This window comes from Macrococcus lamae (genome assembly GCF_004359545.1).
Taxonomy (GTDB): Bacteria; Bacillota; Bacilli; order Staphylococcales; family Staphylococcaceae; genus Macrococcus; species Macrococcus lamae.
Genome location: NZ_SCWB01000004.1, coordinates 1 through 14,534 on the forward strand (window position 1 = coordinate 1; position 14,534 = coordinate 14,534).

General features: G+C 38.8%; 16 protein-coding genes. 5 read left to right on the forward strand and 11 right to left on the reverse strand.

The window, feature by feature from the left end:
• Positions 1-217: 217 nt before the first annotated feature.
• The 6 genes from ERX29_RS03205 to ERX29_RS03230 all read right to left on the reverse strand — a co-directional run bounded on the left by ERX29_RS03205 (position 218) and on the right by ERX29_RS03230 (position 6,278).
• Positions 218-505 carry a UPF0223 family protein gene (locus ERX29_RS03205; RefSeq protein ID WP_133443250.1) on the reverse strand — a complete coding sequence of 96 codons (288 nt, stop codon included), beginning with the start codon at positions 503-505 and terminating at the stop codon, positions 218-220.
• Positions 506-580: 75 nt separating this feature from the next.
• On the reverse strand, positions 581-1,987 hold the full coding sequence (gene lpdA / locus ERX29_RS03210) for a dihydrolipoyl dehydrogenase (protein WP_133443251.1): 1,407 nt from the start codon (positions 1,985-1,987) through the stop codon (positions 581-583).
• Between the two features lie 4 nt (positions 1,988-1,991).
• Positions 1,992-3,302 (reverse strand): dihydrolipoamide acetyltransferase family protein, encoded by a 1,311-nt coding sequence (locus ERX29_RS03215; RefSeq protein ID WP_133443252.1) that lies wholly within the window; start codon positions 3,300-3,302, stop codon positions 1,992-1,994.
• 78 nt (positions 3,303-3,380) lie between these two features.
• On the reverse strand, positions 3,381-4,358 hold the full coding sequence (locus tag ERX29_RS03220) for an alpha-ketoacid dehydrogenase subunit beta (RefSeq protein ID WP_133443253.1): 978 nt from the start codon (positions 4,356-4,358) through the stop codon (positions 3,381-3,383).
• Between the two features lie 3 nt (positions 4,359-4,361).
• Positions 4,362-5,477 (reverse strand): pyruvate dehydrogenase (acetyl-transferring) E1 component subunit alpha, encoded by a 1,116-nt coding sequence (gene pdhA / locus ERX29_RS03225; RefSeq protein WP_133443254.1) that lies wholly within the window; start codon positions 5,475-5,477, stop codon positions 4,362-4,364.
• 171 nt (positions 5,478-5,648) lie between these two features.
• Positions 5,649-6,278 (reverse strand): YkyA family protein, encoded by a 630-nt coding sequence (locus ERX29_RS03230; protein WP_133443255.1) that lies wholly within the window; start codon positions 6,276-6,278, stop codon positions 5,649-5,651.
• Positions 6,279-6,394: 116 nt separating this feature from the next.
• Between ERX29_RS03230 and def the strand changes: the two genes are divergently transcribed.
• Positions 6,395-6,949: a peptide deformylase gene (def, locus tag ERX29_RS03235; RefSeq protein ID WP_133443256.1), complete on the forward strand. Its 555-nt coding sequence runs from the start codon at positions 6,395-6,397 to the stop codon at positions 6,947-6,949.
• A gap of 85 nt (positions 6,950-7,034) precedes the next feature.
• Here def and ERX29_RS03240 read toward each other — a convergent pair whose 3' ends face one another.
• Together ERX29_RS03240 and ERX29_RS03245 are read right to left on the reverse strand one after the other, a co-directional pair.
• The gene (locus ERX29_RS03240) at positions 7,035-7,304 is read right to left on the reverse strand and encodes a hypothetical protein (RefSeq protein WP_133443257.1); all 270 of its coding nucleotides are present in this window, start codon (positions 7,302-7,304) and stop codon (positions 7,035-7,037) included.
• Positions 7,305-7,315: 11 nt separating this feature from the next.
• Positions 7,316-8,089, reverse strand: a complete 774-nt coding sequence (locus ERX29_RS03245) for a Cof-type HAD-IIB family hydrolase (protein ID WP_133443258.1) — start codon at positions 8,087-8,089, stop codon at positions 7,316-7,318.
• Between the two features lie 202 nt (positions 8,090-8,291).
• Here ERX29_RS03245 and ERX29_RS03250 point away from each other — a divergent pair, with 202 nt between their 5' ends.
• Together ERX29_RS03250 and rnjA are read left to right on the forward strand one after the other, a co-directional pair.
• Complete coding sequence (locus ERX29_RS03250) at positions 8,292-8,504, forward strand: DNA-dependent RNA polymerase subunit epsilon (protein WP_133443259.1); 213 nt, start codon at positions 8,292-8,294, stop codon at positions 8,502-8,504.
• Positions 8,504-10,180 carry a ribonuclease J1 gene (rnjA, locus tag ERX29_RS03255; protein WP_133443260.1) on the forward strand — a complete coding sequence of 559 codons (1,677 nt, stop codon included), beginning with the start codon at positions 8,504-8,506 and terminating at the stop codon, positions 10,178-10,180. The genes ERX29_RS03250 and rnjA overlap by 1 nt, the downstream gene beginning before the upstream one ends.
• Before the next feature lie 46 nt (positions 10,181-10,226).
• Here rnjA and ERX29_RS03260 read toward each other — a convergent pair whose 3' ends face one another.
• The 3 genes from ERX29_RS03260 to ERX29_RS03270 are packed head-to-tail and all read right to left on the reverse strand — an operon-like array spanning position 10,227 to position 13,269.
• On the reverse strand, positions 10,227-10,889 hold the full coding sequence (locus tag ERX29_RS03260; RefSeq protein WP_133443261.1) for a potassium channel family protein: 663 nt from the start codon (positions 10,887-10,889) through the stop codon (positions 10,227-10,229).
• Positions 10,890-10,900: 11 nt separating this feature from the next.
• On the reverse strand, positions 10,901-11,920 hold the full coding sequence (locus tag ERX29_RS03265; protein ID WP_133443262.1) for a cytochrome d ubiquinol oxidase subunit II: 1,020 nt from the start codon (positions 11,918-11,920) through the stop codon (positions 10,901-10,903).
• A gap of 2 nt (positions 11,921-11,922) precedes the next feature.
• The gene (locus tag ERX29_RS03270) at positions 11,923-13,269 is read right to left on the reverse strand and encodes a cytochrome ubiquinol oxidase subunit I (protein WP_133443263.1); all 1,347 of its coding nucleotides are present in this window, start codon (positions 13,267-13,269) and stop codon (positions 11,923-11,925) included.
• A gap of 188 nt (positions 13,270-13,457) precedes the next feature.
• Here ERX29_RS03270 and ERX29_RS03275 point away from each other — a divergent pair, with 188 nt between their 5' ends.
• Entirely contained in the window at positions 13,458-13,694 is a 237-nt protein-coding gene (locus tag ERX29_RS03275) for a glutaredoxin family protein (protein WP_133443353.1), read from the forward strand.
• Between the two features lie 91 nt (positions 13,695-13,785).
• Complete coding sequence (locus ERX29_RS03280; RefSeq protein WP_165981048.1) at positions 13,786-14,523, forward strand: metallophosphoesterase; 738 nt, start codon at positions 13,786-13,788, stop codon at positions 14,521-14,523.
• Positions 14,524-14,534 lie beyond the last annotated feature (11 nt).

Below are 14,534 nucleotides of genomic sequence, written 5' to 3' on the forward strand. Positions count from 1 at the left end.
GTTATTACGTAATTACATCAGTAAAAAAATGGATGATCGCTACCTCTGTTTAGGTGTTTTCAATTTTTAAATTTTCGTAGAAAATAAAAGTTCAGAAAATTCTGTATTTATTTATGCAACACTAGTGATAAACTACAAGTTTAATATATTAATAAATTACCAAAAAAAAGGTGATAAAACAACACCTATACTAAATTTTAATTCATAAAGTTTAGTATTATTTTGTTTTTATAGATATTGAATTTGGATACTCATTTGTCAGCTCTTCTTTCATTGCTTTGACAACAATATAACCGTCATACCCCGAAACATTTTTAAATTCCTTATAAATATTATTTTCCTCGGCTTTCCCTGGAACGACTCGTTTAAATCGTTGATACAGATCGCTAATTTCTTGAGCTTCCACTTTCGATTCATAAGCTGCTTCAACCGCTGATAAAAAATTAACAACGTCAACCATTTCCTCTTGGCTCCAGCTGATATCAATCGGGTAACTATATTCCATCTTATTTCCTCCTAAAAAAAAAACGCTATTCTATTTATAGAATAACGTTTTAAAATATTTTTTCAAACCAGTAATTTACATTGTATGGATAGGGTGTCCAATTGCTACTTCAGCAGCTTCCATTGAAATCTCACCTAATGTCGGGTGAGCATGAATTGTCATTGCCATATCTTCAGCAGTCATACCTGTTTCAATCGCTAAACCAAGTTCAGCAATAATATCAGATGCACCTGCACCAGCCACTTGAGCACCGATCAACAGACCATCTTCTTTTAAAGAGATCAGTTTAACGAAACCATCTGTTGCATTGATAGATAAAGCACGTCCGTTAGCTGCAAACGGGAATTTAGAAGCTTTGACTTCCAACCCTTCTTCTTTAGCTAATGCTTCTGTATAACCTACAGTTGCAAGTTCAGGCTCAGTGAAACATACAGCTGGAATTGCTAAATAGTCAACTTCAGATTTTTCACCTGAAATTGCTTCTGCGGCAATTTTAGCTTCATATGATGCTTTATGAGCAAGCGGAGGTCCAGCAACGATGTCACCGATTGCAAAGATATTATCTACTGATGTACGACCTTGTTTGTCCACATCGATTAGACCGCGGTCAGACATTTTTAAGCCTAGCTCTTCAAGGCCAAGTTCATCAGTGTTTGGACGACGTCCAACTGTCACTAAGCAGTAATCCGCTTCAACTGTTTTAGTTTCTCCTGCAGCTTCATATGTCACTTTAACGCCGTTTTCTGATTCTTCAGCTGATTTAGCCATCGCTTCAGTAACGATTTCAACACCTTTAGCTTTCAGACCTTTTTTAACGATTTGAGTCATTTGTTTCTCAAAACCACCAAGAATGTCTTTAGCGCCTTCTAAAATCGTTACTTTAGTACCGAAGTTAGCGTAAGCAGTTCCAAGTTCTGAACCGATGTATCCTCCGCCTACTACAACAAGGCTTTCAGGAATCTCTTCAAGTGCAAGAGCACCAGTAGAATCGATGACACGTTTGTTGAATTTGAAGTTAGGAATTTCAATCGGACGAGAACCTGTAGCGATTATCGCATTTTTGAACGTATAAGTCTGTGATGCTTTTTCTGTCATCACTTTAAGGTTGTTCTGATCGACGAAGTACGCTTCGCCTTGTACAATTTCTACTTTACGGCCTTTAAGAAGTGAACCGACGCCACCTGTCAATTTGTTAACGACGCTGTTTTTAAATTCCTGAACTTTAGTAAAGTCAACTTTAACATTATCAGCAGAAATACCCATATCTTCTGAATGTTTCGCTGATTCATAACGGTGTGAAGCTGACAATAACGCTTTAGAAGGAATACAACCAACATTCAGACATACGCCGCCAAGTGAACCTCTCTCAACAATTGTAACTTTTTGACCGAGTTGAGCTGCACGAATTGCTGCTACGTAGCCGCCAGGGCCTGCACCGATAATTATAGTATCTGTTTCAATTGGAAAATCGCCTACTACCATTTTTTTACCCCTCCATTAATAATAATTCTGGATTATTTAACAAACGTTTAATATGGTTCATTGCGTTTTGAGCTGTTGCACCATCAATTTGACGGTGATCAAAGCTGAGTGATAAAGCAAGAACTGGTGCTGCAATGATTTCGCCGTCTTTGACAATAGGTTTCTGTGCAATACGGCCGATACCTAGAATTGCAACTTCTGGATGATTGATGACAGGAGTGAACCATTGACCACCAGCTGAACCGATATTACTAATTGTACACGAAGCGCCTTTCATTTCGCTACCTTGAAGTTTACCATCGCGTGCTTTTACTGCTAACTGATTGATTTCATCAGAAATTGCAAAGATTGATTTACGATCTGCGTTTTTCACAACAGGAACTAATAAACCGCGTTCTGTATCTGCTGCAATTCCGATGTTGTAGTAATGTTTCTGAACCACTTCATCTGTTGCATCGTCGATAGATGTGTTTAATGCAGGATATGCTTTTAATGCTGATACTAATGCTTTAACGACGTAAGGCAGGAATGTTAACTTAATGCCTTGTTCAGCAGCCACGTCTTTGAATTTTTTACGATGATTCCATAATACTTCTACATCGATTTCATCCATCAATGTAACGTGCGGTGCAGTATGTTTAGAATTGACCATCGCTTTAGCGATTGCTTTACGCATTGCAGGAATTTTTTCACGAGTTTCCGGGAATTCACCTTCCGGCGCTGCGATTGGTTGTTTTTGTTCCGCCACTTGTTCTGCTGCTTCATTAGCTGGAGCTGCATCAACTTGTGGTGCAGCAGTAGTTGGAGTGCCACCATTTTTAAATGCTTCAATATCTTCTTTTAGCACTCGTCCGTTTTTACCTGTTCCTTGTACTGCTTTGATATTGACATCGTTATCACGCGCAAATTTGCGTACTGATGGCATAGCAATCACTCGACGGTTTTCGTCTACTTCAACTTCAGCTGCTGCATCAGCTGTTGCTTGTATCGTTTCTTCTGTTTTAACAGGTGCAGCTTCTTCTGCAGCCGGCTCGTCTTTAGCAGGTTCTTCATCATGTGAGTCAGAAGCAGGAGCATCTGGAGAATCAATTGTTACAATCACATCACCTAAGTTAGCCACTGTTCCTTCTTCCACTACTACTTTCTCAACTGTACCAGATACTGGAGAAGGAATTTCTACTACTGATTTGTCGTTTTGTACTTCACAAAGAATATCATCTTCTTGAATCGTATCGCCCGATTTAACGAACCACTTTACGATTTCACCTTCAAAGATACCTTCACCAAGTGCGGGTAATTTAAATTCAAATGCCACTATAGGTTCCTCCTAAATAATACGTAATTTTAAGATGGAGAAAGGTAACAAAACATGCTACCTTACGATCCATTCATTTTAGAATTCTAATGTTTTCTTAGCTGCTTCAACAATATCCGATTTATTTGGAAGCCAAACGTTTTCAGCCTGCGTAAATGGATAAGCAGTATCTGCTGCAGCTACACGGGCAATAGGTGCCTCTAGGCTGAGTACAGCACGTTCAGAGATTTCAGAAACAACATTCGCACCGACACCTGCTTGTTTTTGAGCTTCTTGAACAACTACAACACGTCCAGTTTTTTCAACTGATGCTACAATCGTTTCAATATCCAGCGGTTGAATGGTACGTAAATCGATCACCTCAATAGAATGACCATCTTTAGCTAAGTCTTCAGCTGCTTTTAAAGATTCCTGTACCATCGCGCCGTACGTGATAATAGATAAGTCAGTACCTTCTTGTTTTACTGCTGCTTTCCCGAGTTCTACTGTATATTCTTCTTCAGGTACTTCGTCACGGAATGAGCGGTATAATTTCATATGCTCTAAAAATACGACCGGATCATTATCGCGAATAGCAGAGATTAATAAACCTTTAGCATCGTAAGGATTTGATGGAATGACTACTTTCAGACCAGGCGTCTGAGCCATTAATCCTTCTAAGTTATCAGCGTGAAGCTCAGGAGTATGAACGCCGCCTCCGAATGGTGCACGAATAACTACAGGAGCTGGTTTAGTGCCGCCTGAACGGAAGTGCTGACGCGTTAACTGAGCAGCGATTGAATCGAATACTTCAAATACAAAACCGAAGAACTGGATTTCCATTACTGGACGGAATCCTGTTAATGTTAAACCTACTGCTAGTCCACCGATACCTGATTCCGCAAGCGGTGTATCGAATACTCGGTCTTCACCGAATTCTTTCTGGAGTCCTTCAGTCGCACGGAATACACCACCGTTGACACCAACGTCTTCACCGAATACAAGAACGTTCTCGTCATTTTTCAGTTCAGTTTGAAGTGCATTAGTTATTGCCTGGATCATTGTCATTTGTGCCATGACTTACTTCGACTCCTTCTCTTTGTAAATTTCATATTGCTCTTTTAAGTTAGCAGGCATTTCTCCTGAATACATAATCTCAGCTAGTTGAGAAACTGTTTGTTTCGGAGTCGCATCTGCTTCTTTAATAGCGGTTTTAATGTCTTCTTTCGCGCGTTCCATCACTTCATTTTCTTTTTCTTCGTTCCATAAACCTTTTGCTTCCAGGAATTTACGGAAACGTACTAATGGATCTTTTTTAACCCATTCAGCATCGTCATCAGATGTTCTGTATCGTGTCGGATCATCACCAGCCATAGTATGTGGGCCGTAACGATAAGTCATTGTTTCAATTAAAGTTGGACCGTCACCTGCAATGGCACGCTCGCGCGCTTGGCGAGTCGCTTCATAAACAGCGAGTACGTCCATACCATCAACGACGATACCAGGAATACCAGCTGCTACAGATTTTTGAGCTAATGTTTTAGCAGCAGTCTGTTTGTCACGAGGTGTTGAAATAGCATAGTTGTTATTTTGAATGACAAAAATGGCCGGTGCTTTAAAAGCAGAAGCAAAGTTAATGCCTTCATAGAAATCACCTTGTGAAGTACCACCGTCACCTGTATAAGTAATGGCAACAGCCTGCTGACCACGTTTTTTCAGACCAAGAGCAACTCCTGCTGTCTGAACATATTGAGCACCAATGATGATCTGCGGTGCTAAAGCATTCATTTCTTTAGGGAACTGACTTCCTACGAAATGACCACGTGACCATAAAAATGCTTTAGTCAATGGAAGACCTTGCCAGATTAATTGTGGAACATCACGATATCCAGGTAATATCCAGTCTTCTTTTTCAAGAGCATAGTGGGAACCAAGCTGTGAAGCTTCCTGGCCTGCTGTTGGTGCATAGAATCCTAGACGACCTTGACGGTTTAGAGAAATAGAACGCTGATCAAGGACTCGTGTCCAAACCATTCTCTCCATTAATTCAACTAACTGCTCGTCAGTTAATTCAGGCATAAATGCCTCATTTACTACGTTTCCATCTAAATCCAAAACTTGAACTACTTCAAATTTAGACTCGATTTCATTAAGAACTGCTACTGCATCGAATGGTGCTTGTTTCTTCGAAGCCATTCAATTCACCAAACCTTTCGAATTTAATATAATTTCTTTACTAAACTATTTTACCACATAACTGTAGTAGTGTTAAATAAAAAACTTTGAATGTTTAAAACTATACATACCAGCTGTTCTAACAACTGTACTAATATATTAAATTATTCTGTTATATAGCAAATATATGTTTTATTGCGCATTTAAAATATCGACAACATCTTTCTTCTCTTTTTCAAGCTCATTAGAATTTTGACTGTATTTACTAGTCAACTGCTGAAATTCAGCGGTCGTATTATTTAGCTTTTCGATCTTCTGGTTGACTGTTTTTCCTGACGGCTTTGCTTGCTGTAAATATTTAAAAATATCTTTTTCTTTCGCAAGAATATCTTCATAGGCGGACATCAGCTGGTCATGCGTTTCATATTTAGTTTCCATCTTATCAATAATATCCTGAGCCTCGTCTTTCCTTGTTTTATCGTCAATAGACTTAGCTAGAGGCAGTGCTTTCTTGAATTCCGCTTCCGATGCTGCTATCGCATCTTTTTCTTCACTGATCACTGTTTTTCTTTCATCAGCATTTTGATCAAGCTTTTTAGCTGTCGCATGAATCGTCTTTATACTGCCTTTATTTACATCCTCAAACATTCTTACTTTGTCGCTTTCAAGTTGACCTAATTTGTCACTTGTTTCAACGATTGGTTTTTCTTTCTCATTTGCCTTCTCTACTTGCTTATAGAACGTTTCGAGCTGTTCATTTTTATTGCCACATGCTGATAACATCAGGACGGACATACAGACAGCAGCTGTTTTGTACTTCATTTTTATGATACCTCCCTATATTCTCTTTTTCATAGTAGCTTTTTTTATAAGTCGATACAATCATTAAGTGGAACAGGCTTTCGCTCTCTGTTATATTATTATCAAGGAGTGATAACATGTTAACCATGAAAGATATTATCCGTGACGGTCATCCTGGTCTGCGGACTAAGGCTGAAGAAGTGAGTCTTCCTATTAGTAGAGAGGATAAGCAAACGATTGATGATATGCTCGAATTCATCAAAAACAGTCAGGATGATAAGATTGCGGCTAAACTACAGCTGCGGAGCGGTGTCGGACTTGCTGCACCACAGCTGAATATTAATAAAAGAATGCTCGTCATTCATTTCTTCGATGAGCAGAAGAACGACTATATAACACACCAGCTGATCAACCCTAAAATAGTCAGTCATAGTGTTGAAAAAAGTTATCTTCCACAAGGAGAAGGATGCTTAAGTGTTGATGAAAACATCCCTGGTCTTGTTCATCGATATGCCCGAATAACAGTCAAAGGTTTTAATCCGGAGGGTAAGGAAGTCAAACTTCGTCTCAATCGTTTCGCTGCTATTGTAGCTCAGCACGAAATCGATCACTTAAACGGTGTCATGTTTTATGATCACATCAATCATGAGGACCCGTTCAAACCTGAGTCCAACGCAGCACCGGTAGAATGATTAGAACATATTTGAAGAAGCCAAACAGGACTTTTCGTCCTGTTTGGCTTCTTTTTTATTATTTAGAGGTAGATTATAAGTTGATTTATATAAAAACATCTGTCCGTTCGTTATATGAAAAACTATTGTCACTCAAGAACTTTTTCAATACATTCATCTCTTCCAGATTGAGCCACTCCGGGTCTTTGTCATGAGCTACAAGATGAGGTTCTTTATTATCGTGAGAATCAGGAAAATAAACATAGGTCATGACGACTTCCTGACCACGTTTATTGAATTCCATGTGACTTAATGATTTTGCCGGATCATTGAATTCTCTATGTATCTCTTGTTTAATTCGTTCTATATTCGCCATAATAAACATCCTTATAATAAATCTAAATTTTTAAAAGCATTAAATAGACCACCGTCATCAACGTGATCGGTCACATAGTCAGCAACTTCTTTTAGTTCTGGCACTGCATTGCCCATTGCAATACCAATGCCCGCCCATTCAATCATCTCGAAATCATTATTGCCGTCACCGATGGCAATACAGTCTTCCTGATTGATTCCAAGCTTTTCAGCGAACTTCTTGATTCCCTCAGCCTTTGAACCGTTACTTGGAACGACATCGCGGCTTACTTCATGCCAGCGGTAAAACTTAAGTTGCTCGTACCGATCATCATAAAGGTTATCATCTTTGCGTTCATGAAATATTAAAGCCTGATAAATTGAGTGATGATCAAAATAGTTGCCTTCATAACGCGGATGAGCAATCTTTATGGAAGATAAACTTTGTTGTATGTGGTGATGGTGATCAATATTTGAAACCATATCATTATGAGTGAAAAAGACCATCGGATGGTCAAAAGCTTTCGCATCACGCTCCAGCTGACGCAGTGCTTCAACGTCAATTGGATTTTCATAGATGGTTTCATCATCATAGACCACGTACTGACCATTGAATGCTACGAAGTTTGGAATATCTGTGTCTGCACAAACTTTTTCAAGTGTAAACGGCGCACGTCCGCTTGCAATCGCCACTATATGACCTTTGTCCTTCAACAATTGGATTGCTTTATGAGTAAGCTCAGGTATTTCCAGCTTGCTATTGTAAATCGTTCCATCTACATCAAAAAAAATTAATTTCCGTGTCACATAACCGCCTCCATTTTTTATTATCATACAAAAGATTGTCATTAAACTCTAGTTTTTAAGTTAAAGGCTTTACACTCGCTCTTCTCTTCATGTAAAATAACAGTACTCATACATTTTTATAAATGTCTTGTACGGTTTGAATCAGCCCTAGACTACCTAGGGCATTCTTTATGTAATTCCAATAACTTAGGAGGCTATACCCATGGCAATTTTTAAAGTATTTTTTCAAGAAAACAAAAGTGAAGTCATTATCCGTGAAAACACCCAAGTAAAATATTTCGAAGCAGAAACTGAAGAACAAGTGAGAAAACATCTTTCTGATCGCCCTTACAATATCGAATTTGTTCAAAAACTGGAAGGTGCTCATCTTGCATATGAAGAAAAAGCGCCTAACTATCTTGTGGAGACTATCTAATGAATCTTCTGCAAAAAAATGAGGTTGGCGTATTTGCTTTAGGTGGTATGGGCGAAATCGGTAAAAACACCTATGCAATAGAATATCAGGATGAAATAGTCGTTATTGATGCAGGAATCAAGTTTCCTGAAGACGAACTTCTCGGTATTGACTACGTTATACCAGACTACTCTTATCTTGTAGAAAACAAAGATAAGATTAAAGGACTATTTATCACACATGGTCACGAAGACCATATCGGAGGCGTACCGTTCCTGCTTAAGCAGTTGAATATCCCTATCTACGGGGGCCCTCTTGCTTTAGGTCTAATCAGAAATAAACTTGAGGAACACCACCTTCTACGAACAGCGTCACTTAATCCGATCAACGAAGATAGTTTTTTTGAATTCAATCATCTTAAAGTTTCTTTCTATTTGACGACCCACTCTATTCCAGAGGCATACGGTGTTGTAGTAGAAACTCCTGAAGGTAAAATCGTTCATACAGGTGACTTTAAATTTGACTTTACACCAGTCGGTGCACCGGCAAACATTGCCCGTATGGCAGCATTAGGAGACGCAGGCGTTCTATGTTTGCTGTCAGATTCCACAAATGCAGAAGTACCCAACTTTACTATCAGCGAACGAGAGGTCGGACAGAACGTTGAACAGATCTTCAGGAAATGTACTGGACGTATAATATTCGCTACTTTCGCCTCTAACATCTACCGTGTTCAGCAGGCAATTGAAGCGGCTGTCAAGTTCGACCGTAAAATCGTCATTTTCGGACGTTCGATGGAGAACAATATTAAAATCGGAACTGAACTCGGTTATATTAAAGTCCCGCCGGAAACATTCGTTGAAGCTAATAAAATCAATAGTATCCCTAAACATAAATTATTGATATTATGTACAGGATCACAAGGTGAACCGATGGCTGCTCTGTCACGTATATCTAATGGGACGCACAGGCAGATCAGCATCATACCAGAAGATACAGTGATCTTCTCTTCTTCTCCGATTCCGGGAAATACACGAAGTGTCAACCGTACAATCAATGCACTATACAAAGCAGGAGCAGATGTAATTCATGGGAAGCTGTCAAATATCCATACATCTGGTCACGGTTCACAGGAAGAGCAGAAACTAATGCTACGTCTCATCAAACCCAAATATTTCATGCCTATTCACGGTGAATATCGTATGCAGAGTCTTCATGGCAAACTAGGTGTTGACTGTGGAGTACAGCCGGATAACGTTTTTATCCATGAAAATGGAGAAGTACTCGCACTGACTAGAGATTCCGCTAGAACAGCCGGAAAAATTCAATCCGGAGATATTCTAGTAGATGGCAGCGGTATCGGTGATATCGGTAATGTAGTGATTAAAGACCGTAAGATGCTATCTGAAGATGGGCTGGTCATTGTTGTAGTCAGTGTTGACTTTGAAACTAAACAGCTTCTTGCAGGTCCGGATATAATATCCAGAGGCTTTGTCTATATGCGTGAATCCGGTCACTTGATTTACGATGCTCAGCGCAGACTCAAAAGAGTCGTCATTGAAAAATTAAATCAGGATGAACCAGTTGAATGGCATCATATTAAGAATGCTATTGCTGAAGAACTATCCCCTTATCTATATGAAAAAACAGAACGCAAACCGATGATTTTACCTATGATCATGGACGTTAAACAGTAACATCAAAGAAGGCATCCCTTTTCCGGGATGCCTTCTTTATGTTTGATTAATCATTAGCTATTTTCTTTTCAAAGCGATTTAAATCATTATCATGACCGATGACAATTAAAATGTCTCCTCTTTCTATGACCTCATATGGATCTGGAGATACTAATATATCTTTACCTCGTTTAACAGCAATGATATTTAACCCATAATTTGCACGTACATCAAGATCAAGTATAGAATTACCTTGAAGTGATTCTCCAGCCCGTATTTCAACGATAGAATACTGGTCTGCAAGCTCTAAGTAATCCAACACTGAGGCACTTGCCAGATTGTGTGCGATACGTCTTCCCATATCGCGCTCAGGATGGACAACTGTGTCTGCTCCAATCTTATTAAGAACCTTCGCATGATAATCATTTTGTGCTTTTGTTGTTACTTTCTTGACCCCTAAATCTTTAAGGATCAAAGTAGTGAGTATACTTGCCTGAATGTTTTCACCTATTGCTACAATAACATGGTCAAAGTTACGAATACCTAGACTTTTTAGTACAGCTTCATCTGTTGTATCCGCTATTACAGCATGGGTTGCAATATCGGCATATTCATTGACTCTCGCCTCATCGTTATCTATTGCCATGACGTCAACACCTAATGCATTTAACTCTCGTACGATACTGCCGCCAAACCTGCCAAGACCGATCACTACAAATTCCTTATCCATATGAACCTCCGTTACTTCTTATTACCCTTGACATAATCAGCATCAAAGATAAACAATCTTAATAATAATAGTAATGAAGGAATTAATAAAAGTAAACCTAAAATAAATACTATGACAAGTGCTATAGCCATATTGTCATTCACAACTGCCTTATCGATATTGACGTATGGATAAAGTATGTATGGAAGCTTACTCAATCCATAGCCGTAGAAAGCTAGGGCAAATTGAATCATTATCATAATAAAAGCCAAACCATGAAACTTCTTCAAAAGAATAAGTACCACTGCAGCGATAAAGAATACAATACTTAATCCAAACAGCCACCAGTAATGAGTGACAGCATTATTAAAATGCTCTTCATTGTGCTGTCTCAAGCTTAAGAAGACGAACTGACAAATAATCAGCATTGGTCCTGCCCAGATCAAGAACCACTGACGCATTAATTTGTAAGCAGCTGTATCTCCTGCTTTATGAGCATAATACGTTAAAAACCCTGACGAGATGTAAAGTACGGAAATAACTGCAAGGAATACTACTGCCCATGAATAGGGGCTCATCAACAGCTCAAACCAATCAAGCTTAACTCCTGTATCAGTTTTCTGAATAAAACCACCTTCAGAGATTGTTAAAACAGTAGAGAAAGCCGCAGGAATCAGTAAACCTGTCATCCCATAAAGGAAGATCCAGGCGAACTTAGAATCTTTCCCATAGGTTTCAAAGGCATAAAAACCGCCTCTAATTGCAAGAAGTAGAAGTGCAACTGTTCCTGGAATCAATAGTGTTGAGCCGAAATAATAAGCTGTATCAGGAAAGAATCCTACAATTCCCACGAAGAAGAAGACGAGAAAGACGTTCGTTACTTCCCACACCGGATTTAAATATCTTGAAACAAGGCTGCTGATTAAATGGTCCTGTTTTGTGATTTTTGCATAAAGCATGAAAAATCCTGCTCCGAAATCAATCGCTCCAACGATGATATAGCCATATAAGAAGGTCCATAATACAGTAATACCAATATATTGATAATCCATAACTATTTACCTCCTGCAAATGCTTCGTTCTGCTTAATATCATATTCTGCCGGCTTATCTCTGAACATTCTAATCAGTACATAGGCACAGGAGAATCCAAGTATAGCGTACAATAGTGCAAATGCCACGAGAACTAACGACAGCCCATCTGCATGTGTTGCCCCTTCAGCCACTTTCAAATACCCTCTTAATAACCACGGCTGTCTACCCATTTCTGCCAGAAACCAGCCAAATTCAATTGAAAGCATACACATTGGACCCGTTAAGGCAATGGCGTAAAGCATGAACGGATGCTCAGCAAAATTCGGTTTAAACTTCTTTAGAACAAAGTAAAGTATCGAAATTGAAAAAGCGAACATTCCGAAGAATACCATTAAGTCAAAGAAGTAATGAATAATGAGCGGTGGACGCTCGTCCTTAGGAATTTCATCCAGTCCGGTCACCTTCGTATTGAAATTATTATCTGCAAGGAAGCTGAGTACTCCTGGTACTTTAATCGCCCCTTTAACTTCCTGTGTCTTAGGATCCAGTATACCGAAAAGTATGAGGTCAGCCTGACTCTCTGTTTTAAAATGCCATTCCATTGCGGCTAATTTCTCCGGTTGTTCATTATGAAGAAACTTAGCAGACATGTCTCCTGCAACTATGGTCAGAAAACCAAACAGAAGACCTACAAGCATAGTAATCTTCAAACCTTTTTTATGGTAACTTTTATCCTGTGGAAACTTATTGCGCAGTATTTTAACTGCTGCGATACTTGCAAGAATAAACGCAATAGTCATTCCACCGGTTGCCACAACATGAAATGCTTTAACAAAAAACGCAGGATTCAGCATCGCTGCAATAGGATCAACACCTGTCATCTTTCCATTCACTATCTTAAATCCCTGCGGTGTATTCATAAAAGAATTCACGCTTGTAATAAATAAAGCACTCATTGTTGACCCTATGATAATAGGAAAAGTGATTAACCAGTGAAGCCATTTATTTTTAAAACGATCCCATGTATAGAGATAAATGCTAAGAAAAATCGCTTCAAAGAAGAAGGCGAATGTTTCCATAAAGAGCGGCAGAGCGATGACCTGGCCACCAAGTCGCATAAACGTCGGCCATAAGAGTGATAACTGCAAACCAATGATAGTACCTGTCACTACACCGACTGCAACAGTAATTGTAAAACCTTTCGCCCAGCGTTTTGACATGGCTATATATTTAGCATCTTTCTTCCACAAACCAAGTCCTTCAGCAATCATAAACATCACAGGCAAAGCAACACCGATCGTAGCAAATATTATATGAAACGCAAGCGTCATAGCGGTTAGCAGACGACTTAATATTACTGCATCCATTGATTTCCTCCCGTTTGTGATTTTTATCACAAATTGATTTAACTCTATTATAACTAATATTTACTTATATTACTATCGATATACTCATCATAAATGTGACAATAAATTGCAAGGTTTCATTCCATGCATATTTGTATTCTGAAGCCAGGAAGGATATATTATTAATAATGAAAGAAGGAGATTCAATGATGACAATTACACTTTATACTCAGAACCAATGCCCGCTATGCGAATTTATAAAAAATTATTTTACTGAAAAAGGACTGGTCTTTACGGAGAAGAATATCTCTCAAAATAAATATCGTCATGAAATGATAGCTTTTGATGCTTTCAGTACACCGCTGATTATCATCAATAATCAAGTTATCCATACCGTCGATATACCTATTATTGAGAAAATAATACAGGAACAGCAGCATGATTAATTTTGCGATAAAGACTTTACTAAAAGTTAAACCTCGATTTCTATATTCTGAAGCCAACGATGTTAAAGTAAAAACGTATAGGCTTCCCCTTTTGATAAATCAGCATGAACGTCCATTAAAGATCGTTCATATCTCTGACTTACATATCGGCTTCAACTACACTTATGAAGATTTAATTCAGCATATTAAAGTAGTGAATTCCCTGCAGCCTGATATGGTGATGATTACAGGTGATTTATTCGACAAAATAGATATTTATGACGGAAAACCTAAAGCGTTTGCACCACTGCTGCGTACGATCAAGGCGCCTCTTGGTACATATTTTTCCTATGGAAACCACGATCAACGCAGCAATCGCACTTATAAGATTCAAAATGTAGTTGAACAGAGTGGTATTCATCTCCTTAATAACTTCGGCCATACGATTGATTATGACGGAGAGTCCATATATTTATGTGGTACTGACGACATACTGAATAGCAACGGAAATGTGATGCAAGCGCTTAAAAACAGAGATGAAGAACGCCACTTGACTATTATGATGGTCCACGAACCGGATTATGCCGATTATGTCAAACGCTTCAAAGTCGATCTGCAGTTATCAGGCCACACTCACGGAGGTCAGATACGAGTTCCATTTCTTGGTGCACCGATACTGCCTAAACTTGGTAAAAAGTACGTCAGAGGGTTATATCAGATTACGAATAATAATCATCGTATGTTACTTCATGTATCTCCTGGACTAGGTACCACAAGATTACCTATTCGCTTATTTTGTCCGCCGGAAATTACTATGATTGAACTGGAAACAAAAAAAGAAGCAGAATGAACTTATAGTTC

Excerpts from the sequence above, each read along its gene's own strand:
- ERX29_RS03205 (WP_133443250.1), bottom strand. The coding sequence starts at position 505 with ATGGAATATAGTTACCCGATTGATATCAGCTGGAGCCAAGAGGAAATG.
- lpdA (WP_133443251.1), bottom strand. The coding sequence starts at position 1,987 with ATGGTAGTAGGCGATTTTCCAATTGAAACAGATACTATAATTATCGGT.
- ERX29_RS03220 (WP_133443253.1), bottom strand. The coding sequence starts at position 4,358 with ATGGCACAAATGACAATGATCCAGGCAATAACTAATGCACTTCAAACT.
- pdhA (WP_133443254.1), bottom strand. The coding sequence starts at position 5,477 with ATGGCTTCGAAGAAACAAGCACCATTCGATGCAGTAGCAGTTCTTAAT.
- ERX29_RS03230 (WP_133443255.1), bottom strand. The coding sequence starts at position 6,278 with ATGAAGTACAAAACAGCTGCTGTCTGTATGTCCGTCCTGATGTTATCA.
- def (WP_133443256.1), top strand. The coding sequence starts at position 6,395 with ATGTTAACCATGAAAGATATTATCCGTGACGGTCATCCTGGTCTGCGG.
- ERX29_RS03240 (WP_133443257.1), bottom strand. The coding sequence starts at position 7,304 with ATGGCGAATATAGAACGAATTAAACAAGAGATACATAGAGAATTCAAT.
- ERX29_RS03250 (WP_133443259.1), top strand. The coding sequence starts at position 8,292 with ATGGCAATTTTTAAAGTATTTTTTCAAGAAAACAAAAGTGAAGTCATT.
- rnjA (WP_133443260.1), top strand. The coding sequence starts at position 8,504 with ATGAATCTTCTGCAAAAAAATGAGGTTGGCGTATTTGCTTTAGGTGGT.
- ERX29_RS03260 (WP_133443261.1), bottom strand. The coding sequence starts at position 10,889 with ATGGATAAGGAATTTGTAGTGATCGGTCTTGGCAGGTTTGGCGGCAGT.
- ERX29_RS03265 (WP_133443262.1), bottom strand. The coding sequence starts at position 11,920 with ATGGATTATCAATATATTGGTATTACTGTATTATGGACCTTCTTATAT.
- ERX29_RS03270 (WP_133443263.1), bottom strand. The coding sequence starts at position 13,269 with ATGGATGCAGTAATATTAAGTCGTCTGCTAACCGCTATGACGCTTGCG.
- ERX29_RS03275 (WP_133443353.1), top strand. The coding sequence starts at position 13,458 with ATGACAATTACACTTTATACTCAGAACCAATGCCCGCTATGCGAATTT.